Below are 23,580 nucleotides of genomic sequence, written 5' to 3'. Positions count from 1 at the left end.
CCGCAGGGGCCAACCCTTGGAGACAGCCACAATCAGCATCCCTGACAACAAGCAGAACCGGCGGAACGGCGAAATCCGCGTCCCGCGCGTACGCGTCATCGGCAGCGACGGCGAAATGATCGGCGTGCTCTCGCGCGACGAAGCGCTGCGCATGGCCGAGGAAGAGGAACTCGACCTCGTCGAGATCCAGCCCAACGCGGATCCGCCGGTCTGCAAGATCATGGACTTCGGCAAGTTCAAGTTCGAACTGCAGAAGAAGGCCAACGAAGCCAAGAAGAAGACCAAGCAGGTCGAGATCAAGGAAGTGAAGTTCCGTCCGGTCACGGACGAGGGCGACTACCAGATCAAGCTGCGCAAGATGCGCGAATTCCTGGTCGAAGGCGACAAGATCAAGGTCAACATCCGCTTCCGTGGCCGCGAGATGAGCCATCAGGAGCTGGGCCGCGAGATGGCGGCGCGGATCGAGGCCGATCTGGGCGAGGACATCGTCATCGAGTCGCGTCCGCGCCTGGAAGGGCGGCAGATGGTGATGATGATCGCGCCGAAGAAGAAGTGAGCCTAGCGACGGGCCCCGCAGGCGACTGCGGCGTGTTCCGTCACCAGGCATCGGGGAGCGGCTGATCGGGATGCCCGGCAGTCGCCCTCCGGGATTCGCGGGGATGAAACCCGCTGATTTCAAAGAAGAAGATTGCAAACCCCCGGACGGCCAACCATAATGGGCGGCCCGGTTCGCCGGGTTTGTTGTCAGTTGCGCCAATGGACCCGCCCTGATCCTTTTGGGATCAAGGGCTTACCCACCGGTCGGGCAGGATGGAAAGCGTGGTGGCGCCGCAAGGCAATACCGCCGCCCAGGCCAGTTCTAGATTTCGCAAGGATTCCCAATGCCCAAGATCAAGACCAATCGGGCGGCGGCCAAGCGCTTCCGGAAGACCGCTTCCGGCAAGTACAAGTGCGGCCACGCCAACAAGAGCCACATCCTCACCAAGAAGGCGACCAAGCGGAAGCGCAACCTGCGGCAGACGAACCATGTTCGTGCCGAGGACGCGGGCCGTCTGGACCGCATGCTTCCGTATTTGTGAGGAGATAAGAAATGGCACGAGTCAAGCGTGGTGTCACGGCGCGCCGCCGTCACAAGAAAATCATCGGCCAGGCCAAGGGCTACTACAACGCCCGCCGCAAGGTCTTCCGCGTTGCCAAGCAGGCCGTCACCAAGGCCCTGCAGTACGCCTACATCGGCCGCAAGCAGAAGAAGCGCCACTTCCGCACCCTGTGGATTGCGCGTATCAATGCTGCTTCGCGCGCCAACGGCATGAGCTACAGCCGCTTCATGAACGGCCTGCTGAAGGCCGGGATCACCCTGGACCGCAAGGTGCTGGCGGACATCGCCGTGCACGACGCGGCGGGCTTTACCGCCCTGACCGAAAAGGCCAAGGGCGCTTTGGCGGCGTAAGCCGTCACTCCACAGCAGTTGTAGCGGCGGCCTCGGTCGCCATCACGTGGGGAAGGGCGCAAGTCCTTCCCCATGTTTGTTTTTGCGGCGCTGAATTCTTCGCGTCATTCCCGCAAGGGCGGGAATGAGGACGCAGTGGTCCTGGAGTCATCAAGCACATGAGCGATATCGAATCCCTGTCCACCGCGGCGCTGGCCGACATCGCCGCCGCGGCGACCCCCGATGCGCTGGAAGCCCTGCGCGTGGCGCTGCTCGGCAAGAACGGCACCATCACTGCCCAGCTGAAGGCGCTCGGCGGCCTGCCTGGCGACCAGCGCAAGGCTGCGGGCGAGGCCATCAACCGCGCCCGCGACGCCATCGGCGCCGCGCTGGGCGAACGCAGGCAGCTGCTGGAAAGCGCCGCGCTGGACGCGCGCCTGGCCGGCGAATCGATCGACGTGACCCTGCCCGGCCGCGATGCCGCCCGCGGCGGCGTGCACCCGGTCAGCCGCACGCTGGAACGCATCAGCGAGATCTTCGGGAGGCTGGGCTACGAGTCCGCCGACGGCCCGGAAATCGAGGACGACTGGCACAACTTCGAGGCGCTGAACTTCCCGCCGCATCACCCGGCGCGCGCCATGCACGACACCTTCTATTTCCCGGACGGCCGGCTGCTGCGCACCCATACCTCCGGCGTGCAGATCCGCTACATGCAGGACCTGCTGGCGCGGGGCGGCCAGCCGCCGCTGCGCATGATCGCGGCCGGCAAGGTCTATCGCAGCGATTCCGACCAGACCCACACGCCCATGTTCCACCAAGTGGAGGGCCTGCTGGTGGACGAGCACGCCAGCTTCGCCGACCTCAAGGGCACGCTGGTGGAATTCGTGCGCGCGTTCTTCGAGCGTGACTTCGAGATGCGCTTCCGTCCGAGCTACTTCCCTTTCACCGAGCCATCGGCGGAGGTGGACATCGCCTGGCAGCAGGCCGATGGCAGCACCCGCTGGCTGGAGGTGCTGGGCTGCGGGATGGTGCATCCGAATGTATTGAAGAGCGTGGGCATCGATCCGGAGAAGTACACAGGCTTCGCCTTCGGCCTTGGCGTCGAGCGCTTCGCCATGCTGCGCTACGGCGTGGATGACCTGCGTTCCTTCTTCGACAACGACGTGCGCTTCCTGCGCCAGTTCGCCTGAGGTAGTGCGATGAAATTCTCCGAAAACTGGCTGCGCCAGCACGTCAAGACCACGGCGACGCGCGACGAACTGGCCGCCACCCTGACCGCCATCGGCTTGGAAGTGGAAGAACTCACTCCGCTTGGCGAGGCGCTGGACGGCGTGGTGGTGGCGAGGATCCTGTCCGCCGAGAAGCATCCGCAGGCCGACAAGCTGCAGGTCTGCCAGGTGGACGCCGGCTTGGATGCGCCGCTGCAGATCGTCTGCGGCGCGCCCAATGCGCGCGCGGGGCTGGTGGCGCCGCTGGCCACCATCGGCACCACGGTGGGCGCGCTTACCATCAAGGCCGCCAAGCTGCGCGGCGTGGATTCCAACGGCATGCTGTGCTCGGCGAAGGAGCTGGGCATCGACGCCGATGCCTCGGGCCTGCTGGAGCTGCCGGATGACGCGCCGGTAGGCAAGCCGCTGGCCGACTACCTGGGCCTGCCGGACGCGGCCATCGAGCTGAAGCTCACCCCCAACCGCGCCGACTGCTTCGGCGTGCGCGGCATCGCCTTCGACGTGGCGGCGGCGACCGGCTGCGAGGTGGAGCCGCTGCAGGCCGACCCGGTGCCGGCGGTGATCGACAGCGCGATGGCGGTGGAACTGCATGCGGGCAGCGATGCGCCGCGCTTCGTCGCCCGCGTGATCGAGGGCGTGGACCCGGCGGCGAAGACGCCGGTGTGGATGGCGCAGCGGCTGGTGCGCAGCGGCGTGCGTCCGGTCAGCTTCCTTGTCGACGTCACCCAGTACCTGATGCTGGAGCTGGGCCAGCCGATGCACGCCTACGACCGCGACCTGCTCAAGGGCCCGGTCGGCGTGCGCCATGCGCGCGCTGGCGAAACCGTGGTGCTGCTCAACGGCGACGAAGCGAAGCTGGACGAGGGCTTCCTCGTCATCACCGACGCCGATCGCGCGGTCGGGCTGGCCGGCATCATGGGCGGCAACGACACCAAGGTGGGCGACGCCACCCGCAACGTGCTGCTGGAGGCTGCGCACTTCGCGCCTGCGGCGATCATCGGTCGCAGCCGCAAACTGGGCCTGCATACCGATGCCGCGCACCGTTTCGAGCGTGGCGTGGATCCGGAACTGCCGCGGATCGCCATCGAATGCGCCACCCGCCTGATCCTGGACATTGCCGGCGGCAAGCCGGGCCCGGTGCAGGAAGCGGTGCTGGCCCAGCACCTGCCGCAGCCGCAGCCGGTCATGCTGCGCCGCGCGCGGCTGGCCCGCGTGCTGGGCACGCAGGTGGCCGATGCGGAGGTGGCGCGCATCCTCAGCGCGCTCGGCTTGGCAGTGCAGGCGGTCGCCGACGGCTGGCAGGTGACGCCGCCGGCGCGCCGCTTCGACCTCGCCATCGAGGAAGACCTGATCGAGGAAATCGCCCGCATCCACGGCTACGACGCGATTCCCGCCACCCTGCCGGGCGGCTCCACCCGGTTGATCGCGCCCAGCGAAAGCCGCAGCAGCGAACACGACCTGCGTCGCCAGCTGGTGGCGCGCGACTATCTGGAGGCGATCAATTTCGCCTTCGTCGATGCCGATCTGTTGAAGACGTGGCAGCTGGATGCCGGCGGCGTCGCGCTGGCCAATCCGCTCAGCGCCGAGCTTGGCGTGATGCGCACCCGCCTGCTGCCGGGACTGACGGCGGCGCTGGCGCGCAACGTGGCGCGTCAGCAGCCGCGCGTGCGCCTGTTCGAGCTGGGCCGCACCTTCGCGGCGAGCGAAGACGCGCCGCAGGAGACGCGCCGTGTCGCCGCCGTTGCCTGCGGCAAGGCCACCGCCGAGCAGTGGGGCGTGGCCGAGCGCGCGCTCGACTTCCACGACCTGAAGGGTGACCTGGACAGCCTGGCCGCGCTGTCCGGCGCTGCGCTGGAATACCGCGCCTCGACGCAGCCGTTCGCCCATCCGGGCCGCAGCGCCGACGTGTATCGCATCGATGAAGCGGGCGAAGCTGCGTGCATCGGCTGGATCGGCCAGCTGCATCCGCGCCTGCAGCAGGCGCTGGGCCTGGATGTGGATGTCTACGGCTTCGAACTGGCGCTGGACGCGCTGCTGGCGCGCCCGCTGCCGCGCGCGAAGGCGCTGTCCAAGTATCCGTCCGTCCGCCGGGATCTTGCGTTCGTCGTCCCGGAAGCGGTGACGTGGGCGGCCATGAAGGCGACCGCGGAAACCGCCGCCGGCCCCATCCTGCGCGAGCTGCGGCTGTTCGACCGCTATGCCGGCAAGGGCATCGAATCGGGTTTCAAGAGTCTCGCCATCGGCTTGATTTTGCAGGATGAATCGCGCACGCTGGAAGATCGTGACGTGGATGCGGTGGTGGCAGCCGTGGTAGCCGCGCTGGACAAGGAACACAGTGCGGCCATCAGGCGCTGACAGGGGGCGGTAATGGCGTTGACCAAGGCGGAAATGGCCGAGAAGCTGTACGAGGAAGTCGGTCTCAACAAGCGTGAGGCCAAGGAATTCGTGGATGCGTTCTTCGACGCGTTGCGCGAGGCGCTGGAGCAGGGGCGGCAGATCAAGTTGTCCGGCTTCGGCAATTTCGACCTGCGCCGCAAGAATCCGCGCCCCGGCCGCAATCCCAAGACCGGCGAGGAGATCCCGATTTCAGCCCGCACCGTGGTCACCTTCCGTCCCGGCCAGAAGCTGAAGGAACGCGTGGAAGCCTTCGTCGGGGGCGTCCATGCTTGATCCCGGCAGCAATCGTGAGCTCCCGCCGATCCCGGCCAAGCGCTACTTCACCATCGGCGAAGTCAGCGAGCTGTGCGAGGTCAAGCCGCACGTGCTGCGCTACTGGGAAACCGAGTTCCCCAGCCTGGAGCCGTCCAAGCGCCGCGGCAACCGCCGCTACTACCAGCGACACGACGTGCTGATGGTGCGGCAGATCCGCAGCCTGCTGTACGAACAGGGCTACACCATCGGTGGTGCCCGTCTGCGCCTGGAGGGCGAGGACGGCAAGCAGGAGTCGGCGCTGAGCAACCAGATCGTCCGCCAGGTGCGCGTCGAGCTGGAGGAAGTGCTGCAGATCCTGCGTCGCTGAAGCCGCCTCGCCGAAAGCGGGCGGGCTCGGGTATAATCGCCGGCCAATCTTCGGGGTATAGCGCAGCCTGGTAGCGCACTTGTCTGGGGGACAAGTGGTCGTCGGTTCAAATCCGGCTACCCCGACCAATACGACGTTCCGCATCTGCAGGAACGCCCACGAAACCCCGCCTTTCAGGCGGGGTTTTCGCGTTTGGGCGATACTTGCAAGCCGCATCACAGGGATCGTTCACGCATGACGACATGGCTGGTTACCGGCGGCGCCGGGTTCATCGGTGGCAATTTCGTGCTGGAGGCAGTGGCGCGCGGCGTGAAGGTGGTGAATCTGGACGCGCTGACTTACGCCGGCAACCGCGACACCCTGGCGTCCATCGAAGGCGACCCGAACCACCTGTTCGTGCACGGCGATATCGGCGATCGCGCGCTGGTGGCCCAACTGCTGGCCGAACACCGTCCCGATGCGGTGGTGAACTTCGCCGCCGAGAGCCACGTCGACCGCTCCATCGATGGTCCGGCGGCGTTCATCCAGACCAACGTGGTGGGCACGCTGGCGCTGCTGGAAGCGGTGCGCGACCACTGGAAGGCGCTGGACGGCGACGCGAAGGACAACTTCCGTTTCCTGCACGTGTCCACCGACGAGGTCTACGGCTCCCTCGGCGAAACCGGCCTGTTCACCGAGACGACGCCGTACGCCCCGAACTCGCCGTATTCGGCATCCAAGGCCGCGTCCGATCACCTGGTGCGCGCCTTCCACCACACCTACGGCCTGCCGGTGCTGACCACCAACTGCAGCAACAACTACGGTCCGTACCACTTCCCGGAAAAGTTGATCCCGCTGGTGATCGCCAAGGCGCTGGCCGGCGAGCCGCTGCCGGTGTACGGCGATGGCAAGCAGGTGCGCGACTGGCTGTTCGTGGCCGACCATTGCGAGGCCATCCGCACCGTGCTGGCCAAGGGCCGGGTGGGCGAGACCTACAACGTCGGCGGCAACGCCGAGAAGCAGAACATCGAGGTGGTGATGGCGATCTGCGCGCTGCTGGACCAGCGTCGCCCGCGCGAGGATGGCCAGCCGCGCGCCTCGCAGATCACCTACGTCGCCGATCGCCCCGGCCACGACCGCCGCTACGCCATCGACGCCAGCAAGCTGCGCGATGAGCTGGGCTGGCAGCCGAGGTACAGCTTCGAGCAGGGCATCGCCGAGACCGTGGACTGGTACCTGTCCCACCAGGACTGGGTGAATCGCGTGCTGGACGGGTCTTATCGCCTCGAGCGGATTGGGGTGGCGGCATGAACCCGCTGGGCAACGGTGGCCGCAAGGGCATCATCCTCGCCGGTGGCAGCGGCACCCGCCTGTATCCGATCACCCAGGCGGTCAGCAAGCAGCTGCTGCCGGTGTACGACAAGCCGATGATCTACTACCCGCTCAGCGTGCTGATGCTGGCGGGCATCCGCGAAGTGCTGATCATCAACACGCCGCACGAGCAGGTGCTGTTCCAGCGCCTGCTGGGCGACGGCTCGCAGTGGGGCATGCGCATCGAATACGCAGTGCAGCCGAGCCCGGATGGGCTGGCGCAGGCGTTCCTGATCGGTCGCGAGTTCCTCGCCGGCGGGCCGTCATGCCTGGTGCTGGGCGACAACATCTTCCACGGCCACGGCCTGACCGACCTGCTCCAGCGCGCCGATGCGCGCAATCACGGCGCCACCGTGTTCGGTTACTGGGTGCGCGATCCGCAGCGCTACGGCGTGGCCGAGTTCGATGCCGCCGGCAAGGTGGTGGGGCTGGAGGAAAAGCCGGCCAAGCCGAAGTCCAACTACGCCGTCACCGGCCTGTATTTCTACGACGGCCGGGTCAGCGATTACGCCGCGGCGCTGAAACCGTCGCCGCGCGGCGAACTGGAGATCACCGACCTCAACAAGTGCTACCTCGACGACGGCAGCCTGCATCTGGAGAAGATGGGGCGAGGCTACGCCTGGCTGGACACCGGCACCCATGAATCGCTGGTGGAGGCCTCGACCTTCATCGAGACGATCGAGGCGCGCCAAGGCCTGCGGGTGTGCTGCCCGGAGGAGATCGCCTTCTTCAACGGCTGGATCGATGCCGCGCGCCTGCGTGAGCTGGCGGAGCCGCTGGCGAAGAACGGCTACGGGCAGTATCTGTTGGGCCTGGCGGAGCAGGGACGCGTCGCGTGAAGATCATCGAGACGAACCTGCCGGGCTGCGTGGTGGTCGAGCCGGCCGTGCACGGCGACGAGCGCGGCTTCTTCTACGAGGGCTGGAACGCGCAGCGGTTCGGTCAGCACGGGCTGCCCACTTCGTTCGTGCAGCACAACGTCAGCCGTTCGCAGAAGGGCGTGCTGCGCGGCCTGCACTACCAGTGGCCGCACAACGCGCAAGGCAAGCTGGTCAGCGTGCTGGAGGGCGAGGTGTACGACGTCGCCGTGGACATCCGCCGCGGCTCGCCGACCTTCGGCCAGCATGCGGCGGCGATCCTCAGCGCCGACAACAAGCGGCATTTCTGGATCCCGGAGGGCTTCGCCCACGGCTTCCTGGTGCTCAGCGAGACGGCCCTGTTCACCTACCTGTGCACGGCGCCCTATGACCGCGCCAGCGACAACTCGCTGCGCTGGGACGACCCCGCGCTCGCGATCGACTGGCCGCTGGCGGAAGTCTCGCTCTCCGCCAAGGACGCGGCGGCGCCGCTGCTGGCCGACATCGCGCCGGAACGGCTTCCGCAGTACCCCGCATGAAGCTGCTGCTGCTGGGCGGCAACGGCCAGGTCGGACGCGAACTGCGGCGCGCACTGCCGGCGCTGGGTCATGTGGTGGTGGCCACGCGCGCGGGCGCCGAGGGCGAGCTTGCCGCCGATTTCGACGCGCCCGACAGCGTTGGTGAACTGGTGCGGCGCATCGCCCCGGACGTGGTGGTCAACGCCGTTGCCCACACCGCGGTGGACCGCGCCGAAAGCGAGCCGGACGCCGCGTTCCGGGTGAACGCGCTGGCGCCCGCGGCGATTGCGCAGGCCTGCGCCGCAACCGGTGCGCTGCTGCTGCATTACTCCACCGACTACGTGTTCGATGGCAGCGCTTCGCGTCCGTATCGCGAGGACGACGTCACCGCGCCGCTGGGCGTCTACGGCGCCAGCAAATTGGCTGGCGAGGAGGCGGTCCGTGCCAGCGGCGCGCGCCACGCGATCCTGCGCACCGCCTGGGTGTATGCCGCGCACGGGAAGAACTTCCTACACACCATGCTGCGTTTGGCTAGCGAACGCGACGAGCTGCGCGTGGTCGCCGACCAGATCGGCGCGCCGACGCCGGCAGCATGGATCGCCGATGCCAGCGCGCGGATCGTGGCGCACGGCGTGCCGGCATCCGGCACCTGGCATCTGGTTGCAGCTGGCGAGACCAGCTGGCACGGGTTCGCCGAGGCGATCATCGACGAGGCGCTGGCCGCGGGCCTGCTGGCGCGCAGGCCGCGCGTGTTGCCGATCACCACGGCGGACTATCCGACCCCTGCGCGCCGCCCCGCTTATTCCGTCCTCGACACAACCCGTCTGCGCAGGGATTTCGGCATCGCCGCGCCGGAATGGCGTGACGGACTGCATGCGGTGATCGAAGGGCTCGCCGCGGGCTGCGCGCCGTAGATCGGCATCCGGCGTCTACGCGGCAGGCGTTGCGCCTGCGTCGAACCGCCAGTGCCAGGGCTCGTACACGATGCCGTGCGGGTTATCGCGCGGATAGCTCATCGAGAACCCGTAGCCGCCTGCGTTGTCGCGCAGCCAGCCGAATGCCGGCGTGCGTTCGAACGATTCCTCCGCTGGCGGTTCGTCGATGGCGCCGATGTCCAGCGCGAGCCCGGAGTGGTGTTCGGAAAAGCCGGGTGCGGCGTTCACCGCGAGGATCTCCTCCACGGTCAGCCCGCGCGCCAGCTTCCGCGCGAAGATGCCCAGCTGGTAGGCGTGGCTGCGATAACCGGAGATCGCTTCCAGCACGATGCCGTCGGCCAGCGCGGCATCCCGCATGTGTCGCCAGGCGCGGGCGGCGTCGATGCGCAGCCACAGCGGGCGCTGCCAGCGATCGAAATCCGCCAGCGCCAGCCAATCCGGTTCATGGGTGAGGCTCAGGCCGGTCCGCATGGCGTAGCCGTGGGCATCCAGGCCCAGCAGCTGCAGGCGTTGCGCCAGGCGGTGCAGGGGCAGCACCCCGGTGTGTTCGATTCCATTGCGAAGATGCGGCTGATGCGCGTCCAGGGCGCGCCTTGCCGCCGCCATGCCGGGTTCGCGATGCAGGCCCGGTTGCAGCGGGTGCAGGCCATCTTCCAGTTCGGCGGCCAGCCACGCGCCGTCGCGCTTGCGCCGCAGTACGCGGCGGGCGCGGGCGAGCAGGCGGGCATGGGCATTGCCTCGCGCGCGCAGCAGGCCGGCCGGCCACAGCTCGATCTCCGGGGTGTTCAGCAGCGCGACTTTGAGCGGAAGCGGCGGCAGTTGCGGCATGCGATGCAGGATACCCCCGCGGGTCGCTCAGTGCCCGCGCAAGGCGTCCAGCAGGGCCTGCGGCTTTTCCGGGCTGACCAGGATGAGCTTGCCATCGCGCTGCGGCAGCAGCAGGACGTTGCGGCGCGCGGTGAGCAGGCAGAACGCGCGGTTGCGGTTGCGCAGCAGGTAGTGCCCGGCACTGAAACCGGGAAGGCTGAAGCCGCCGAGCTGGAGCATTGGCTTGTACTCGGTGTGTTCGTCCAGATCCAGTATGCGTGCCTTGTCCAGTACCAGATCGGTGACCGGCACCCTGCGGCTGAAGAGCAGGGCGCCCGAGACCTCCAGCTGGCCTGCGCGGAGGGTGATGGCGCGGTGCGCCAGCATCGAGGCGAGTCCGGCCGGCACCAGTGCGGTGCCGAACACCAGCATCAACCACCATGGCACCGGGTTGTGGGGGGACTGCTGGTGCGGGCTGGTCAGGAACGCGGCCAGCAGGAGCACCACCCACAAGCCCAGTACCAGCGGCCAGGTCACATGGTGCAGCGGGGCCGGCGGGAAATCGCGGCTCGACACCGCTTGCCCGGCGGCGCCCGTCCTGGTGTCGGGGTGTTTCATCGCTCAGTGTCTCTTGATCCAGGCCGCGACGTCGTCGATCAGCGTGGCATCGACATGCCCCGGCTGCTGGTATTCGGCCAGCGATCCGTCGCCGTCGCCGGCGATGCCGAGGTGGTTGAGCCTGTCGAACAGCTTGAATGCGACCGCGGGATCGTCGTGGAAGGCGCTTTTCCAGCGCTGCCAGTCGGCATCCACCACCTGGATGTCGCGCGCACCCTGCAGGACCAGCATCGGCAGATTCACCCGCTGTGCTTCGGCCACCGCGTCCACGCCGTCGGCGCTGCGCCAGTAGCCCGCCGACAGGCCCATCGGCCCCTTCGCCGCAGCATCGGTCGCTGCATCGCGAACGCTGCGCACCTGCTGGACCAGTGCGCTGATCGCATCGCGTTCGGCGTCGCTGGTCTTGCCGTCTTCGAGCACGGCAAGGCGGCGGTTCTGCTCGATTACGATGTCCAGCAGCGGCCGCGCCGGAGCCGCCAGCAGCACCAGCCCGGCGACGTGGCCGGACATGGCGGCGATGCGCGGTGCCATCATTCCGCCCTGGCTGTGGCCCAGCACGAACACGCGCTTGGGGTCGATGCCTTCGGCCTTGCGCAGCGCGTCCACCGCGTGCACGGCATCGAAGGTGGTTTCCTCATCCACGCCAAAGGTGCCGCCGGTGAAATCCTGCGGCCTGGCCTTGGTGCGCTTCTCATAGCGCAGGACGGCGATGCCCTGCGCGGCCAGGCCACGGGCGATGTCGAGAAAGGGCTTGTTCGGGCCGATGGTCTCATCGCGGTCATGCGGGCCCGAGCCATGTACCAAAACGATGGCAGGGAAGGGGCCATCACCCTTCGGCAGGGCCAGCGTGGCAGGCAGGGCGCGCTCACCTTCGCCGACCATCATGTCGCGCTCGAGGAAGGCCGCATCGCTGGCCACTGCCGGCGCGGGCGCGGCAGTCTGCGCCGGTTGCACCACGAAGCCGGAGATCTTGCCTTCGCCATCGATGGCGAAGGTCGCCACCAGTTCGGCCTTCTCGAAGTGCAGCGGGATTTTCACCAGCGTCGCGTCGCCCTGTGCGGACACGACGGCTTCGCCGCGTCCGGTGGCCTTGCCAACCTGCGCCGGCAGCGATTCCCACACGGCCTTCAGCTTGTCCGCCGGCACTGCCGCGGCCATCTTTTCGCCGAACGTGCGTTCCACCTGCGCGTAGTCGCCGGCGTCCATGCGGTCCAGTGCCTGGCGGGCGATCGCCACGGGATCGGCGGCCTGCGCGCTGGCGCCGGCCGCCAGCGCGAGCGAGGTGGCGAATGCGAGGGAAAGGAGGGTGCGACGCATGTCAGGCTTCCTTCTTGAAAACGAGCGTGGGCGAAGACACGGTCGGCGTGGCATGCACCACGTTGACCAGTTCCCAGCCGGCGCGGCCGTGCTTGTCGAGTTCCTCCTGAAGTGTTGCCAGCTTGAAGCCGCCCATCAGCCCGGTCTTGACTTCCACCACCAGGTATTTCCAGTTCCTGCTCACGCTTCATCCTCCGGTCTTGTCTTGGGCGCGGGCATCCGCCCGGCCTTGCGCAGCGCGTCGCGCAACACGTATTCGATCTGCGCGTTGAGGCTGCGGAGTTCGTCGTCCGCCCAGCGCTGTGCCGCCGCCAATACCTCGGCGTTGATGCGCAGCGGATAGGCCTTTTTTTCGGACATGGCTCAGTACAGCGTGCCGGCGTTGACGATGGGCTGAGTGCTGCGCTCGCCGCACAGCACCACCAGCAGGTTGCTGACCATCGCCGCCTTGCGCTCCTCGTCCAGCTGCACCACGCCGTTCTTCTGCAGTTCGGCCAGCGCCATCTCGACCATGCCCACCGCGCCTGCGACGATGCGCGTGCGCGCGGCGATGATCGCGTTGGCCTGTTGGCGCTGCAGCATGGCCTGTGCGATTTCCGGCGCATAGGCGAGGTGGCTGATGCGCGCATCCAGCACCTGCACGCCGGCATCGGCCAGCCGTTCCTGCAGTTCATTCAGCAGGTGCTGGCTGATTTCGGCGGCATGGCTGCGCAGCGACAGCTGTCCTTCCTCGTGCTGGTCGTAGGGATAGCTGGTGGCCATCGCGCGCAGCGCCGATTCGGACTGGATGTGCACGAAGCTTTCGTAGTCGTCTACGTTGTAGACGGCTTCGGCGCTGTCCTGCACCTGCCACACGATGACCGCGGCGATCTCGATGGGACTGCCGTCGAGTTCGTTCACCTTGAGCTTGCCGGATTCGAAGTTGCGCACCCGCAGCGAGATCTTCTTCTTGCTGAAGAACGGGTTGTTCCAGCGCAGGCCGTCGGTCTTGACCGTGCCGACGTAGCGGCCGAACAGGCTCAGCACCGCCGCCTGGTTGGGCTCGACCTTGTACAGGCCGATCAGGCTGAGGAAGGCCAGTGCGCCCAGCAGCAGTCCGCCGAGGATGCTGGTGCCGGAGGCGACGCCGAGGTTGTCGGGGTCCGGGCCGATGCCGGTGCCGATCAGCCAGACCGAAACGGCTGCGGTGGCCAGCACCGCCAGCAGGAACGGGATGCCGGGCAGCGAGGAAACGGGATTCTCTTTCATGGTGGGGCCCCAGGGTTCGTGTTGCTTATTGATATCAAAATGATATCAGTTAAGGCAAGCGCTTCCCGACGGGCGGTTGCCGCCGCCGCGGTCTCACTGCAGGGGAACGAGATAGAAAATGGGCGCCGGCGTGAATTCGCCGGTCGCGTACAGCCCGCCGCCGCCGGCGCTCCAGGCCAGCGCCTCGGCCTGCGGGATCGGCGGGATGTCGTGGGCTTCCGGCGCGCGGGCGGTGGCATCGGCCCAGCCCTCGCCTTCGCTGCGGCGGTAGAACAGCACGTTGCCGTAGGTCAGCACCGCCAGGCTGCGGCGATCAGGGGCGATGTCGGCGGCGGTGACCTGGGAGAAGAGGGCGGCCAGCTTGGGGTCCTTGCGCCGCAACTCCTCGCTTACCTGTGGCATGCCCGCCAGCCGCCCGATCCGCCGCGCTTCCACCACAGCACCACGGGGGTCTGCCAGCGGCAGCGAGAACAGTTCCGGCGGCACCCGCTTCTTCGATACCAGCAGCACCTGTCCGGCGGCGGCATCCACCGCCACCGCCTCGCAGTCGCGTGGCCCGTCCGGCCACCGCGCCCGGATCGTCCATGCCGGCTTGAGGGTGCCATTGGCCAGCTTCGCCGGCTCTTCGAACACGTGCAGGGAAAAACCGCGGCGGCGCCCCCCGTTGTCGCCGGTATCGGCCAGCAACAGGTAGCGACGGCCGTCCAGCTCGAAGCTGGCCAGGTCTTCCCAGTCCTGGTTGCTGGCGCCTTCGATCTGGTAGCGGGCGAGCAGGCGCCCCCGCCTGCTGATCGCGTACAGACGGGCCGGGTTGCCGCCATCGTTGATTGCCCACAGCACGCCGTCATGGGCGTGCGAGGCGGCCAGGCCGCTGACTTCGCCCAGCTGCCTGCTGGTCACCAGTCCGGCCAGCCGCGCGAACGGCAATGCGGGGGGCGTGCAGGCGGCGATGCCGAGCAGCAGCGCGGCCACGAGCAGGATCCGCGGGAGGGGCGAAATCGGCATCCGCACAGGATCGCATGGCCGGCGCGCGGGGCGAAGCGCATCCCCTCATCACCGGGGGTATGCAAGGATGTCGGCATGAGCGAATGGTCCGGATATGCCGTGTTCTTCTTCCCGCCGGCGCTGGAAGCGCTAGGTGATGCCGTCAAGCCCTACCTGCAGGAGGGGCCTGCGGGCCCCTTCGTGCAGTGCCGCGAAGTGGATACGGGAGGTGCTTTCATCGAGATGACGCTGGAAGGCAGTGCGCCCGATGGCCGCGCCGTCGCGCTGGAGTTGATGGTGCCCGGCAACATGGTGCGGATGATCGTGTCCGTGCGCAGCGACGCCGAGTTCGGGTTCTACGACCGCAACCGCGCCGGCCTGGTGACGCTGGAGCCGGGGATGCCGCCGGTGAGCCCGGTAGAGCCGGCCCCCAAGCCCTGAGTCAGGCTTCCAGCCGGCGCCAGGCGCGGCCGTCGAACCCCTCCAGCGGACGGAAGCGGCGCTTGTAGTCCATTTTCGGGTGGCCGGCGATCCAGTAGCCCAGATACAGGTGGGCGCGGCCATCGCGCGCCGCCCATGCCAGCTGGCGCAGTACGCCCAGGGTGCCCAGTCCGCGCGCGGCCTCATCCGGGTCGTAGAAGGTGTAGACCGCCGACAGGGCATCCGGCGCCAGGTCGGTGACCGCCACCGCCAGCAGCCGGTGGCTGCCGCGTTCGCGCAGCTCCAGAAAGCGGCTCTCGTTCCAAGCGCCGATCAGGAACTGCTCGAACTCCAGCGCGCCGTGGTCGTCCATGCCGCCGTCGGCGTGGCGGGTCGACAGGTAACGCCGGTACAGCGCCAGGTATTCGTCGGTGCAGGCAGGCGCGACCACATGCGTCTCGACATCCGCATTGCGGGCCAGGCATCGCCGCTGGCTGCGGTCCGGGGCGAAGGCGGCCACCGGCACCCGCACCGGCACGCAGGCGCGGCAGCCGCTGCAGCCCGGGCGGTAGACGATGTCGCCGCTGCGGCGGAACCCCCACGCCAGCGCCATCGGGTAGAGCCTCGGCAGGCGCTCGTCGCGCGGGTCCAGGACCAGGTCGCGGGCTTCGCGATCCGGCCAGTAGCCGCAGGGATGCGGGGCACTGTGGAACAGTCGCAGGTTGTCGTCGTCGCTGCCCATGGCCGCAGGATAACGCCGCCGTTCAGCGGCGGGCAGGCATGGCCGGTCAACCGCCGTGGCAGCGGAGCGTTTTCCATGACAAGCCCGGCTGGTGCCGGGAGGAGAAGACCGATGAAGAAGCTGCACATCCTGACCCTGGCCATTGCCGCCGCGCTGGTGTCGACCCTGGCGTTCGCCCAGACCGCCGCGCCGCGCATGCAGGCCAAGCCCGACGCCAACGCTGATGGTGTCATCACCAAGGAAGAGGCCGCGAAGTTCCCGCGCCTTGCGGAGAAGTTCGCGCAGCTGGACAAGGACAAGGACGGCAAGCTGGTTCGCGCGGAAATGCCGATGCATCGCGCCGGAATGCGAGGGCAGGCGGGCGGCATGCGTGGCCAGCACGGCGGCATGCGGGCGCTGGACACCGATGGCGACGGCCGCATCAGCCGCGCCGAGATGCAGGCCGGCAAGAGCGGCATGGACCAGCGCTTCGCGCAGATGGACGTGAACAAGGATGGTTACATCGACAAGGCCGACCGTCAGGCGCGGATGGCCGAGCGTCGCGCCGAGTGTTTCGCCAAGGCCGATACCGACAAGAACGGCCAGCTCAGCCGCGCCGAGTTCGACAAGATGGGCGAGGCCTGCGGTCGCGGCCGCGACGGTAAGGCGGGCCGGATGTCGCACGACGGCCATCCGGCGCAGATGCCGAAGCGTTGAATCGGCAGCACCAGTAATGAAAACGGCCCGCAGCGATGCGGGCCGTTCTTGTCTTGCCGGATGGCGCGTGTATCAGCGCCGGCGCACCACCCGCCAGACGGTCCCGTTGCGTTCCACCTCGAGCACGCGCGGCTTGCCGCTGCCCACCGTCAGCTGCACCTCGCCGCTGCCGCTGCCATCGGTGCGGTAGTCGTCCACCGCGATGGCCAGCGCGTCCTTGCCGGGGCAGGCCGAAGCCGGGAACAGGGCGGCAGGCTTGGTCGGCAGCGCCTGCAGCAGCTTTGCCGACGGATCCCCGCCATCCACCGAGAGGCAGGCCTGCGCCGGCTTGCGCCGGTCCAGCGTGTCGGCCACCAGCAGCTGCGCCAGCGCGGTGGGGACATCGACGCGATGGACCTGCACGTCGGTGATCGCCTCGGGCACCAGGGGCGGCGGCGCCGATGGGGCCGCGGGCGCGGCAGGGGCGGCGACGATTGCGTCCGGCGCCTGCTTGCGGGTGGCAAACACGATCAGCGCGATGCCGCCGGCGATCAGCAACAGCAGCCCCACCTTCACCCGCTTGGCGTTGAAGTAGCCGCCGCCCGCCGCCTCGCCGTGGCGCCCGCTGGGCAGGTAGCTCGAAGCCGGGTCGCGGGTGCTTTCCAGCAGGCCCATCTCGCGCAGCAGCTGGCGGCCGCGCGGCTGGTCTTCGGAATGGACGATCCAGACCGCGGGGATGTCGTCGGGGATGCGGCGGCTGTCGTAGCTGAAGCCACCGCGGCGGCGGCCGCGATACGACCGGCCGTTGGCGATCTTCACCGCGATGCCCTCGGCGCGCAGCAGTTCGGCCACGGCTTCGACGTTTTCCAGGCGCTGGCTGGAGAAGACCTTCCTCACGGCGCCAGCACCCGGATCATGCCTTCCTGCGCGGTACTGGCGACCAGCCGGCCGCTGCGATCGAATACCTGGCCGCGCGCCAGCCCGCGCGCGCCCTGGGCGCTGGGGCTGTCGATCGAATACAGCAGCCAGTCGTCAGCGCGGAAACTGCGGTGGAACCACAGCGCGTGGTCCAGCGACGCCATCTGCACGTTCGGCTGGTAGTAGCTGATGCCGTGCGGGAAGGTGGCGGTGCCGAGCAGATGGAAGTCGCTGGCGTAGGCCAGCAGCGCGCGGTGCAGCTCCGGCGCATCGCCCACCTTCTCGGTCAGGCGGAACCACACCTGCTGGAACGGCGGGCGCTTCGGCGGGTTCAGCTCATCACGCGGATAGACGTGGCGGAACTCGAACGGACCGGCGCGGTCCAGCCAGCGCTGCACCTTGGTCGGCAGCAGCGCCAGCTTCTCCGGCGGGATCGCCGGCGCGGGCTCGAGGTCCTCGGGCTTGGGCACGTCCGGCATCGACAGCTGATGCTCCGCGCCCGGCTCCTCGTCCTGGAACGAGGCGGCACAGAAGAAGATCACCTTGCCGTGCTGGATCGCGGTGACCCGCCGCACCGAGAAGCTGCCACCGTCGCGGGTGCGGTCCACGTGGTAGACGATCGGCGCCTCGATGTTGCCGGCGCGGAGGAAGTAGGCGTGCAGTGAATGCGCGTTGCGCGGTTCGGTCATGGTGGCCTGCGCCGCCGACAGCGCCTGTCCCAGCACCTGCCCGCCGAACACGTATTTGGTGCCGATGTCGCGGCTTTGGCCGCGGAACAGGTCGTCTTCCAGGCGTTCCAGCGACAGCAGTTCGATCAGTTCGGAGACGGGGGCGTTCATGGGTCGGAATTATACGGGCCGGGCTGTAGCTGCCCCGCAACCGGAGCGGGTTGCCCCCAAATGGAAACGGCGGCCCTCCGGCCGCCGTTTCCGCATCACATGGGCGCCCGGATCAGCGCGCCGAAGCCCCGAACGGCTGCAGCGAGCCGAGTGTGAAGCGCAGGCCGACGCTGTTGCCGGTCATGTCGCTGGCCTGCTCGCGCCGGTACTGGAACGACACCTGCCAGCCGGAGGCCAGTTGCATGTCGAAGCCAGCGCCCAGCGTCCACATCCGGTTGGCGATGCTGCGCAGGCCGAGCAGGGAGTCGCCGGCCGCGGGGGCGATCACGTAATTGATCGCGGCGTCCGTGCCGTTGCGCAGCGCGTCGCGGTACTCCAGCGACCAGTACGGGCGGATGGTGCGCATCCGCCAGCGGCCTTCCACGCCCAGCGCGACTGCGCTGTCATCGATCGATTGTTCGCGGTAGGCGAGATCGTAGATGCCCAGGCCGGACTCGCGATAGGCGTCCAGGGTGGTGCGGCTGGCTTCCAGCCGGCCGTAGCCGGTCAGTTCCATCGACCCGCCTTGGCGGGTATAGCCCACGCTCAACGCGCCGAACAGCTGGTCGCCCTTGCGCCGGGCGGTCGCCAGCGCATTGGCGGTGGTGCTCCAGCGGCTCAGGTCGAAGTCCAGCCGACCCCAGCCCATCAGACCGTCCATGTACCAATGGTCGTCGCCGCGCCACAGCCCGTAGGCGGTGAAGGCTTTCTGCGTGGCGTCCTGGCCGGAGCGCTCGTCGGCGAAATCGGCATCGCTCCAGCCGGCGCCGACTGCGCCGCCGAACACGAAGTCGCCGAACGCGCGATCCGCACCCAGGGTGACGCCGTCACTGCGCAGGTCGAACCCGTTGCGGCCTGGCCTGCCGTCGTGCTGGCTGAGGATGATGTTGCCCGCCGTCCATACACCGAAGCCGTGTTGCTGCGAGCCCGATGCCGCGCCCAACGGCAGCGAGAGACCGCCGTTCAGGCTGGTGGCGTTGAAGCGCAGGTTCTGGCTCGACGGCGTGCCTGCCACATGCCGCAGCTGGCGCAGGCGATCCAGCACATTGCCCTGCTGGGCCTGGGCGAAGCGCAGGCTGGCATCCACCTGCGCCTGCAAGGCCTCGCCGACGGACGGATCGCTGGTCGGGTTCGGGCGCGCGCCTACCGTCAGTTCCAGGCTTGCGGCGCCGGCCGTGTAGTTGGCGGTGGCGGCCTGGGTGGCGGTCAGGATGGCGGCGCCGGGACCGGTGATCGTCACTGTGCGCCCGCTGACCGTCGCCACGGCGGGGTTGCTGCTGGCGTAGGTGAACCCACCGGGACTGGTGCTGGTCGGCTCCGGCAGCTCGAAGGCGGCCTCGCCCTCGGTCTTGTGGATCGCGCCGCCCCAGGTGATGGCCGGGGTTGCGGCACCGATCACCACATCCAGTGCCACCTGGGGTGCAGCGGTGTAGTTGGCATCGCCGCCCTGATTGGCGGTGAGGCTGCAGTTGCCGGCGGAAAGCATGGTGACGGTGCTGGCGTTGACGGTGCAGACCGCGGGCGAGGTGGAGGCGAAGACCACCGGGCTGGTGGAGGCGCCGGGCGTGGCGGTTACGCTGAAGGTGCCGTTCGGCGCGTAGACCGGGTTGGCGGGATTGGCGACGAAGCCGGTGATGACCTGTACGGCCGCGCTCACGACGAAGCTCTGGCTGACCTCCGGCGCAGGCTCGTAGGACGCATCGCCCGCCTGGTTCGCGTTGATGGTGCAGGTGCCGGTGCCCACCAGGCTCAGCGAGCCGGCGGACGTGACCGTGCACACCGCGGGTGTGGCGGAGCTGAAGCTGACCGTCAGGCCGGAGCTCGCCGTGGCCGACAGGGTGGCACTGACGCCGTAGACCTGCGGGCCGGGGTTCGCGAACGCGATGGTCTGCCCACCCTTGGCGACCTGCACGCCCACCGTGGCCGGTGCCGAGGTGCCGCCGGGACCGGTGGCGGTGTAGGTGAAGCTGTCGGCGCCGGCGTAGTTGTTCGCCGGGGTGTAGGTCACCACGTCGCCAGCCACGCTCGTCGTGCCGTGCGCGGGTGCGCTGGCAATGGCGATGCTGGTGTGCACGCCGGTGATCGAGGCCGACAGGTCGATGGCCACGCCCGGGCTGTTGAACGGCACCGGCACGCCGCTGCGATCCGCCGCGACGGGCGCGGGCGGCGTTGCCACCGTGATACCCACGGTGGCGACGTTCGACGTACCGCCGGGGCCGCTGGCGGTGTAGGTGAAGCTGTCCGCGCCGAAGTAACCGGTCGCAGGCGTGTAGGTCACCACGTCGCCGACGATGGCGGTGCTCCCGTGCGTGGGTGCGGTGCCGACGGCGATGCTGGTATGCGCCCCGCCGCTGATCGAGGCCGACAGGTCGATTGCAGTGCCGCCGCTGTTGTACGCCACTGCAACGCCGGGCATATCCGCTGCTACCGGCTTGTCGATGAATGTGTAGGTGGCGCCGCCGGTGCTGGTCTGGCCATTGACAGTGACCGTCACGCTGGCCGCGCCGCTGCCGGTGGCGGGCGCGGTGACGGTAAGCGAGGTCGCACTCGCCGCCGTGACCGTGCCGGCCGACCCGCCGAAAAGGACGCTGTTGTTGCCCGGCGTCGTGCTGAAGCCGGTGCCGCTGATCGTCACCACCTGGCTGACCGGGCCCGAATTGGGCGAGACGCCGGTGATGGTCGGCAGCACAGCGAAGGCGTTGCCGGCGGTCGCGGGGGTAGTGGGGTAGCCGCTCGGCGTGAAGGCGCCGAGCTGCATGCCCGCGGACGATCCGGCGACCGCGCCCGTGTAGGCCAGGGTCACGGTGCAGATGCCCGACGGGATCTGGAAGGCGTTGAACTGGACGTTCGCGCCCGCATCGGCGCCGGTGGCGCCGCAGCTGCCGCCGATCGCGCCGGTGCGGGTCAGCAACGCAGAGCCGGCCAGCAGCGGCGCGACGGCCGGCGTGGCCGACGCGTTGGGATTGCTGAAGGTGATGGTCGCCGTGCCGGTGTCGCCGGCGCCCAGCGGCGTCGGCGAGAAGTCGAGAGTGGCAGTAACGGCGCTGGCGGCGTCCACCGCGAAGCTCTGCTGCGCCTGCGGCGCGGCATTCCAGTTGAAGTCACCGGCCTGATTCGCGTTGATCGTGCAGGTGCCGGTGCTGGTGAACGTCACGGTGTTGCCGGAGAGCGTGCAGCCGGTACTGGCGCCGTCGAGCGCAAAGGTGACGCCCAAGCCCGAGCTTGCATTCGCGCTTACCGCGTAGGGCGTGCCCCCCACGGTTGCCGCTGGCACCGTGGAAGTGAAGCCGATGGTCTGGTCGCCCTTCGCAATGGTGACAGTGGTGACCGGGGTAGTGGCGGTCAGCGGCTGGCTGTCGGTGACCCGGACGATATAGCTGAAGCTGCCAGCGACCGTGGGCGTGCCTGCGACCGTGCCCGTCCCCGAGTCGATCGACGTGCCGGGCACGAAGGCGCCCGCGGAAAGCGAATACGTGTAGGGGCTGGTGCCGCCCGAAGCGGTGTTCTGCTGGCTGTAGCTGGCGCCCACCTTCAGGCCGGTGGCCGCAGCGGGAGTGATCGTCAGAGGCGCGGGCGTCACGGTGAAGCTTTGCGACACCGTCGGTGCGGAGCTGTAGGCCGCATCGCCCGCCTGATCGGCATTGATCGTGCAGGTGCCGTTCGCGATGAACGTCAACGTGGCGCCCGACACGGTGCAGATGGCAGTCGTACTCGAGGTGAAGGTAACCGTCAGGCCGGATGTCGCCGTGGCGGTCAAGGTGGGGCTGGTGCCGAAGAGCTGCGTGCCGGGATTTGCGAACGAGATCGTCTGCGAGGCTTTGGTGATGGTGATCGAATAGGCCGTGCTCGCGGCGAGGGCACTGCCGATGAGGGCTGCCGAGCTGTCGGACACCTCGATCATGAAATTGAACGTGCCCGAGGCCGTGGGCGTGCCGGACAGCACGCCCCCTGCGGACAGGGTCAGACCCGTCGGCAACGTGCCGCTGGCGCTGAAGGCGTAGGGCGCAGTACCGCCGCTGGCGGTGAACGTTTGCGAATAGGCAGTGGCTACGGTGCCGCCTGGCAGCGCGCCCGATGCCGGCGAGACCATGAGCGGGGCAATGAAGGTGAACTGATCGGCGGCGCTGGTGGCGCTGGTGCCGCCAGTCGTCGTGACCCGGACATCGACCGTGCCGGCGGCATTGGCCGGCGACGTGGCGGTGATCTGGGTGCCGCTGATGACGGTAAAGCCGGTGGCCGCCGTGCCGCCGAAGGTCACGGCGGTGGCGCCGGTGAAGTTGGTGCCGTTGATGTCGATGGCGGTGCCGCCGCTGGTCGCGCCCGCCTTGGGCGAGATCGAAGTGACCGTGGGCGCGCCGATATAGGTGTACTGGTCCGCCGCACTGGTGGCGCTGGAGCCGCCGGCGGTGGTGACGCGCACATCCACCAAGCCGCTGCCGGATGGCGCGGTGGCGGTGATCTGGGTGCTGCTGTTGACCGTGAAGCTGGTGGCCCACGTGCCGCCGAAGATAACGCCGGTGGCGCCGTTGAGATTGGTGCCGGTGATGACCACCGTGGTGCCGCCGCTGGTTGGGCCGGACGCGGGCGAAATCGCTGTGACCGTGGGTGGGGCGGCGTAGGTGTACCGGTCTGCCGCACTGGTGGCGCTGGTGCCGCCGACGGTGGTGACGCGCACATCCACCGTGCCGATGACGTCAGCCGGCGCGGTGGCGGTGATCTGGGTGCCGCTGTAGACCGTGAAGCTGGTGGCAGCCGTGCCGCCAAAGGTGACGGCGGTGGCGCCGGTGAGGTTGGTGCCGGTGATGACCACCGTGGTGCCGCCGCTGGTTGGGCCGGACGCGGGCGAAATCGCTGTGACCGTGGGTGCGGCGACATAGGTGAACTGGTCCGCGGCGCTGGTGGCGCTGGTGCCGCCGGCCGTGGTGACGCGCACGTCCACCGTACCGCTGCTCCCGGCCGGCGCGGTGGCGGTGATCCGGGTGCTGCTGTTGACCGTGAAGCCGGTGGCAGGCGTGGCGCCAAAGGTCACGCCGGTGACGCTGCTGAAGTTGGTGCCGGTGATGACGACAGACGTGCCGCCGCTGGTCGGGCCGGCGGTAGGCGAGATGCCGGAAACGGTGGGGGGCGTTGTGGGCGCAGCGCAGGTCACGGTGGCCGTCACCGTCGCGGTCGGGGAAATTGAGCTTGTCCAGGCATACACCGTGAAGTCCGCCAGCCCACCCGCCGGAATGGTGTAGGTGCCATGCAGGTTGAGCTCGCTTCCTGCCAACGAATAGGCTTCAAGCGGGGGACTTGAGTCCGCGCCGTTCCTGTAGAGGGCAAACCCGGAGCCGCTGTAGTTGTCCGGCGGTGTGTTGGTGGTTCCGGTCGAGGTGACATCGTAGGTGATGACCTCGCCTGCTTGGACGACATTGCCTCCGAACCAGTCCTCTTGGGGAGACGTCAAGACGACGCCACCGCCCCAATGGGCCTGGATCGCGATGCAGCCGGGTGACGCCGCCCCCGCGGGCGCGGCCTGCATCAGACCGAACAGCCCCGTCAGGATCAGCATCAGCCCGCGAGCGCACAGCGCAGCCCAGATGCGCCGGAAGCTCCGGCCCATGCCCGATTTCGTCATCACAAATCCCCTGTCCCGT

General features: G+C 68.6%; 24 protein-coding genes and 1 tRNA gene. 14 read left to right on the top strand and 11 right to left on the bottom strand.

Features of this window, described 5'->3' with window-relative positions; genetic code table 11:
• Positions 1–31 precede the first annotated feature (31 nt).
• The 12 genes from infC (at position 32) to rfbD (ending at position 9,316) form a co-directional block, all read left to right on the top strand.
• On the top strand, positions 32–556 hold the full coding sequence (gene infC, locus ICG51_RS03170; RefSeq protein ID WP_223809556.1) for a translation initiation factor IF-3: 525 nt from the start codon (positions 32–34) through the stop codon (positions 554–556).
• Between the two features lie 325 nt (positions 557–881).
• Positions 882–1,079, top strand: a complete 198-nt coding sequence (gene rpmI, locus ICG51_RS03165) for a 50S ribosomal protein L35 (RefSeq protein WP_027083463.1) — start codon at positions 882–884, stop codon at positions 1,077–1,079.
• Positions 1,080–1,090: 11 nt separating this feature from the next.
• Complete coding sequence (rplT, locus tag ICG51_RS03160; RefSeq protein WP_190281611.1) at positions 1,091–1,450, top strand: 50S ribosomal protein L20; 360 nt, start codon at positions 1,091–1,093, stop codon at positions 1,448–1,450.
• A gap of 158 nt (positions 1,451–1,608) precedes the next feature.
• On the top strand, positions 1,609–2,619 hold the full coding sequence (pheS, locus tag ICG51_RS03155; RefSeq protein WP_190281610.1) for a phenylalanine--tRNA ligase subunit alpha: 1,011 nt from the start codon (positions 1,609–1,611) through the stop codon (positions 2,617–2,619).
• Between the two features lie 9 nt (positions 2,620–2,628).
• Positions 2,629–5,013 (top strand): phenylalanine--tRNA ligase subunit beta, encoded by a 2,385-nt coding sequence (pheT, locus tag ICG51_RS03150; protein ID WP_190281609.1) that lies wholly within the window; start codon positions 2,629–2,631, stop codon positions 5,011–5,013.
• Between the two features lie 12 nt (positions 5,014–5,025).
• Complete coding sequence (locus ICG51_RS03145; protein ID WP_028839024.1) at positions 5,026–5,328, top strand: integration host factor subunit alpha; 303 nt, start codon at positions 5,026–5,028, stop codon at positions 5,326–5,328.
• Positions 5,321–5,677, top strand: a complete 357-nt coding sequence (locus ICG51_RS03140; RefSeq protein WP_138348861.1) for a MerR family transcriptional regulator — start codon at positions 5,321–5,323, stop codon at positions 5,675–5,677. Before ICG51_RS03145 ends, ICG51_RS03140 begins: the two co-directional genes overlap by 8 nt.
• A gap of 51 nt (positions 5,678–5,728) precedes the next feature.
• Positions 5,729–5,805: transfer RNA gene (locus ICG51_RS03135), tRNA-Pro, on the top strand.
• Positions 5,806–5,911: 106 nt separating this feature from the next.
• Positions 5,912–6,967: a dTDP-glucose 4,6-dehydratase gene (rfbB, locus tag ICG51_RS03130; protein ID WP_190281608.1), complete on the top strand. Its 1,056-nt coding sequence runs from the start codon at positions 5,912–5,914 to the stop codon at positions 6,965–6,967.
• Positions 6,964–7,866 (top strand): glucose-1-phosphate thymidylyltransferase RfbA, encoded by a 903-nt coding sequence (gene rfbA / locus ICG51_RS03125; protein WP_190281607.1) that lies wholly within the window; start codon positions 6,964–6,966, stop codon positions 7,864–7,866. The genes rfbB and rfbA overlap by 4 nt, the downstream gene beginning before the upstream one ends.
• A complete protein-coding gene (gene rfbC, locus ICG51_RS03120) occupies positions 7,863–8,423 on the top strand; it encodes a dTDP-4-dehydrorhamnose 3,5-epimerase (RefSeq protein ID WP_190281606.1) in 561 nt (186 codons plus the stop codon). The genes rfbA and rfbC overlap by 4 nt, the downstream gene beginning before the upstream one ends.
• A complete protein-coding gene (gene rfbD, locus ICG51_RS03115) occupies positions 8,420–9,316 on the top strand; it encodes a dTDP-4-dehydrorhamnose reductase (RefSeq protein ID WP_190281605.1) in 897 nt (298 codons plus the stop codon). Before rfbC ends, rfbD begins: the two co-directional genes overlap by 4 nt.
• A 15-nt stretch (positions 9,317–9,331) precedes the next feature.
• Here rfbD and ICG51_RS03110 read toward each other — a convergent pair whose 3' ends face one another.
• The 7 genes from ICG51_RS03110 to ICG51_RS03080 form a co-directional block, all read right to left on the bottom strand.
• Complete coding sequence (locus ICG51_RS03110) at positions 9,332–10,165, bottom strand: M15 family metallopeptidase (protein ID WP_190281604.1); 834 nt, start codon at positions 10,163–10,165, stop codon at positions 9,332–9,334.
• A gap of 27 nt (positions 10,166–10,192) precedes the next feature.
• On the bottom strand, positions 10,193–10,762 hold the full coding sequence (locus tag ICG51_RS03105; RefSeq protein WP_190281603.1) for a PH domain-containing protein: 570 nt from the start codon (positions 10,760–10,762) through the stop codon (positions 10,193–10,195).
• Positions 10,763–10,765: 3 nt separating this feature from the next.
• Positions 10,766–12,079 (bottom strand): alpha/beta fold hydrolase, encoded by a 1,314-nt coding sequence (locus ICG51_RS03100; protein WP_190281602.1) that lies wholly within the window; start codon positions 12,077–12,079, stop codon positions 10,766–10,768.
• Between the two features lies 1 nt (position 12,080).
• Positions 12,081–12,263, bottom strand: a complete 183-nt coding sequence (locus ICG51_RS03095; RefSeq protein WP_190281601.1) for a DUF4177 domain-containing protein — start codon at positions 12,261–12,263, stop codon at positions 12,081–12,083.
• The gene (locus ICG51_RS03090; protein WP_190281600.1) at positions 12,260–12,439 is read right to left on the bottom strand and encodes an Arc family DNA binding domain-containing protein; all 180 of its coding nucleotides are present in this window, start codon (positions 12,437–12,439) and stop codon (positions 12,260–12,262) included. The genes ICG51_RS03095 and ICG51_RS03090 overlap by 4 nt, the downstream gene beginning before the upstream one ends.
• A gap of 3 nt (positions 12,440–12,442) precedes the next feature.
• Positions 12,443–13,327, bottom strand: a complete 885-nt coding sequence (locus ICG51_RS03085) for an SPFH domain-containing protein (protein WP_190281599.1) — start codon at positions 13,325–13,327, stop codon at positions 12,443–12,445.
• A 93-nt stretch (positions 13,328–13,420) separates the two neighbouring features.
• Entirely contained in the window at positions 13,421–14,332 is a 912-nt protein-coding gene (locus ICG51_RS03080) for a hypothetical protein (RefSeq protein ID WP_190281598.1), read from the bottom strand.
• 75 nt (positions 14,333–14,407) lie between these two features.
• Between ICG51_RS03080 and ICG51_RS03075 the strand changes: the two genes are divergently transcribed.
• Positions 14,408–14,752 (top strand): hypothetical protein, encoded by a 345-nt coding sequence (locus ICG51_RS03075; RefSeq protein WP_190281597.1) that lies wholly within the window; start codon positions 14,408–14,410, stop codon positions 14,750–14,752.
• Between the two features lies 1 nt (position 14,753).
• Here ICG51_RS03075 and ICG51_RS03070 read toward each other — a convergent pair whose 3' ends face one another.
• Positions 14,754–15,473: an arginyltransferase gene (locus tag ICG51_RS03070; protein ID WP_190281596.1), complete on the bottom strand. Its 720-nt coding sequence runs from the start codon at positions 15,471–15,473 to the stop codon at positions 14,754–14,756.
• A 111-nt stretch (positions 15,474–15,584) separates the two neighbouring features.
• Here ICG51_RS03070 and ICG51_RS03065 point away from each other — a divergent pair, with 111 nt between their 5' ends.
• Positions 15,585–16,169, top strand: a complete 585-nt coding sequence (locus ICG51_RS03065) for an EF-hand domain-containing protein (protein WP_190281595.1) — start codon at positions 15,585–15,587, stop codon at positions 16,167–16,169.
• 72 nt (positions 16,170–16,241) lie between these two features.
• On the opposite strand, the gene ICG51_RS03060 is transcribed toward ICG51_RS03065, so the two are convergent.
• The 3 genes from ICG51_RS03060 to ICG51_RS03050 form a co-directional block, all read right to left on the bottom strand.
• Complete coding sequence (locus ICG51_RS03060) at positions 16,242–17,045, bottom strand: hypothetical protein (RefSeq protein WP_190281594.1); 804 nt, start codon at positions 17,043–17,045, stop codon at positions 16,242–16,244.
• Positions 17,042–17,905: an acyl-CoA thioesterase II gene (gene tesB, locus ICG51_RS03055; RefSeq protein WP_190281593.1), complete on the bottom strand. Its 864-nt coding sequence runs from the start codon at positions 17,903–17,905 to the stop codon at positions 17,042–17,044. Before tesB ends, ICG51_RS03060 begins: the two co-directional genes overlap by 4 nt.
• A 112-nt stretch (positions 17,906–18,017) precedes the next feature.
• Positions 18,018–23,561, bottom strand: a complete 5,544-nt coding sequence (locus ICG51_RS03050) for an IPT/TIG domain-containing protein (RefSeq protein WP_190281592.1) — start codon at positions 23,559–23,561, stop codon at positions 18,018–18,020.
• Positions 23,562–23,580 lie beyond the last annotated feature (19 nt).

The sequence above is a fragment of the Thermomonas sp. XSG genome (assembly GCF_014678725.1).
GTDB lineage: Bacteria > Pseudomonadota > Gammaproteobacteria > Xanthomonadales > Xanthomonadaceae > Thermomonas.
Note: the sequence above shows the minus strand (reverse complement) of the source record. Positions and strands in the feature narration are given on the sequence as shown.

Excerpts from the sequence above, each read along its gene's own strand:
- ICG51_RS03140 (WP_138348861.1), top strand. The coding sequence starts at position 5,321 with ATGCTTGATCCCGGCAGCAATCGTGAGCTCCCGCCGATCCCGGCCAAG.
- tesB (WP_190281593.1), bottom strand. The coding sequence starts at position 17,905 with ATGAACGCCCCCGTCTCCGAACTGATCGAACTGCTGTCGCTGGAACGC.
- ICG51_RS03080 (WP_190281598.1), bottom strand. The coding sequence starts at position 14,332 with ATGCCGATTTCGCCCCTCCCGCGGATCCTGCTCGTGGCCGCGCTGCTG.
- rfbA (WP_190281607.1), top strand. The coding sequence starts at position 6,964 with ATGAACCCGCTGGGCAACGGTGGCCGCAAGGGCATCATCCTCGCCGGT.
- ICG51_RS03050 (WP_190281592.1), bottom strand. The coding sequence starts at position 23,561 with ATGACGAAATCGGGCATGGGCCGGAGCTTCCGGCGCATCTGGGCTGCG.
- rfbB (WP_190281608.1), top strand. The coding sequence starts at position 5,912 with ATGACGACATGGCTGGTTACCGGCGGCGCCGGGTTCATCGGTGGCAAT.
- ICG51_RS03085 (WP_190281599.1), bottom strand. The coding sequence starts at position 13,327 with ATGAAAGAGAATCCCGTTTCCTCGCTGCCCGGCATCCCGTTCCTGCTG.
- rfbD (WP_190281605.1), top strand. The coding sequence starts at position 8,420 with ATGAAGCTGCTGCTGCTGGGCGGCAACGGCCAGGTCGGACGCGAACTG.
- ICG51_RS03070 (WP_190281596.1), bottom strand. The coding sequence starts at position 15,473 with ATGGGCAGCGACGACGACAACCTGCGACTGTTCCACAGTGCCCCGCAT.
- ICG51_RS03075 (WP_190281597.1), top strand. The coding sequence starts at position 14,408 with ATGAGCGAATGGTCCGGATATGCCGTGTTCTTCTTCCCGCCGGCGCTG.
- ICG51_RS03065 (WP_190281595.1), top strand. The coding sequence starts at position 15,585 with ATGAAGAAGCTGCACATCCTGACCCTGGCCATTGCCGCCGCGCTGGTG.
- ICG51_RS03105 (WP_190281603.1), bottom strand. The coding sequence starts at position 10,762 with ATGAAACACCCCGACACCAGGACGGGCGCCGCCGGGCAAGCGGTGTCG.
- ICG51_RS03145 (WP_028839024.1), top strand. The coding sequence starts at position 5,026 with ATGGCGTTGACCAAGGCGGAAATGGCCGAGAAGCTGTACGAGGAAGTC.
- ICG51_RS03090 (WP_190281600.1), bottom strand. The coding sequence starts at position 12,439 with ATGTCCGAAAAAAAGGCCTATCCGCTGCGCATCAACGCCGAGGTATTG.
- ICG51_RS03110 (WP_190281604.1), bottom strand. The coding sequence starts at position 10,165 with ATGCCGCAACTGCCGCCGCTTCCGCTCAAAGTCGCGCTGCTGAACACC.
- rplT (WP_190281611.1), top strand. The coding sequence starts at position 1,091 with ATGGCACGAGTCAAGCGTGGTGTCACGGCGCGCCGCCGTCACAAGAAA.
- pheS (WP_190281610.1), top strand. The coding sequence starts at position 1,609 with ATGAGCGATATCGAATCCCTGTCCACCGCGGCGCTGGCCGACATCGCC.
- rpmI (WP_027083463.1), top strand. The coding sequence starts at position 882 with ATGCCCAAGATCAAGACCAATCGGGCGGCGGCCAAGCGCTTCCGGAAG.
- pheT (WP_190281609.1), top strand. The coding sequence starts at position 2,629 with ATGAAATTCTCCGAAAACTGGCTGCGCCAGCACGTCAAGACCACGGCG.
- ICG51_RS03100 (WP_190281602.1), bottom strand. The coding sequence starts at position 12,079 with ATGCGTCGCACCCTCCTTTCCCTCGCATTCGCCACCTCGCTCGCGCTG.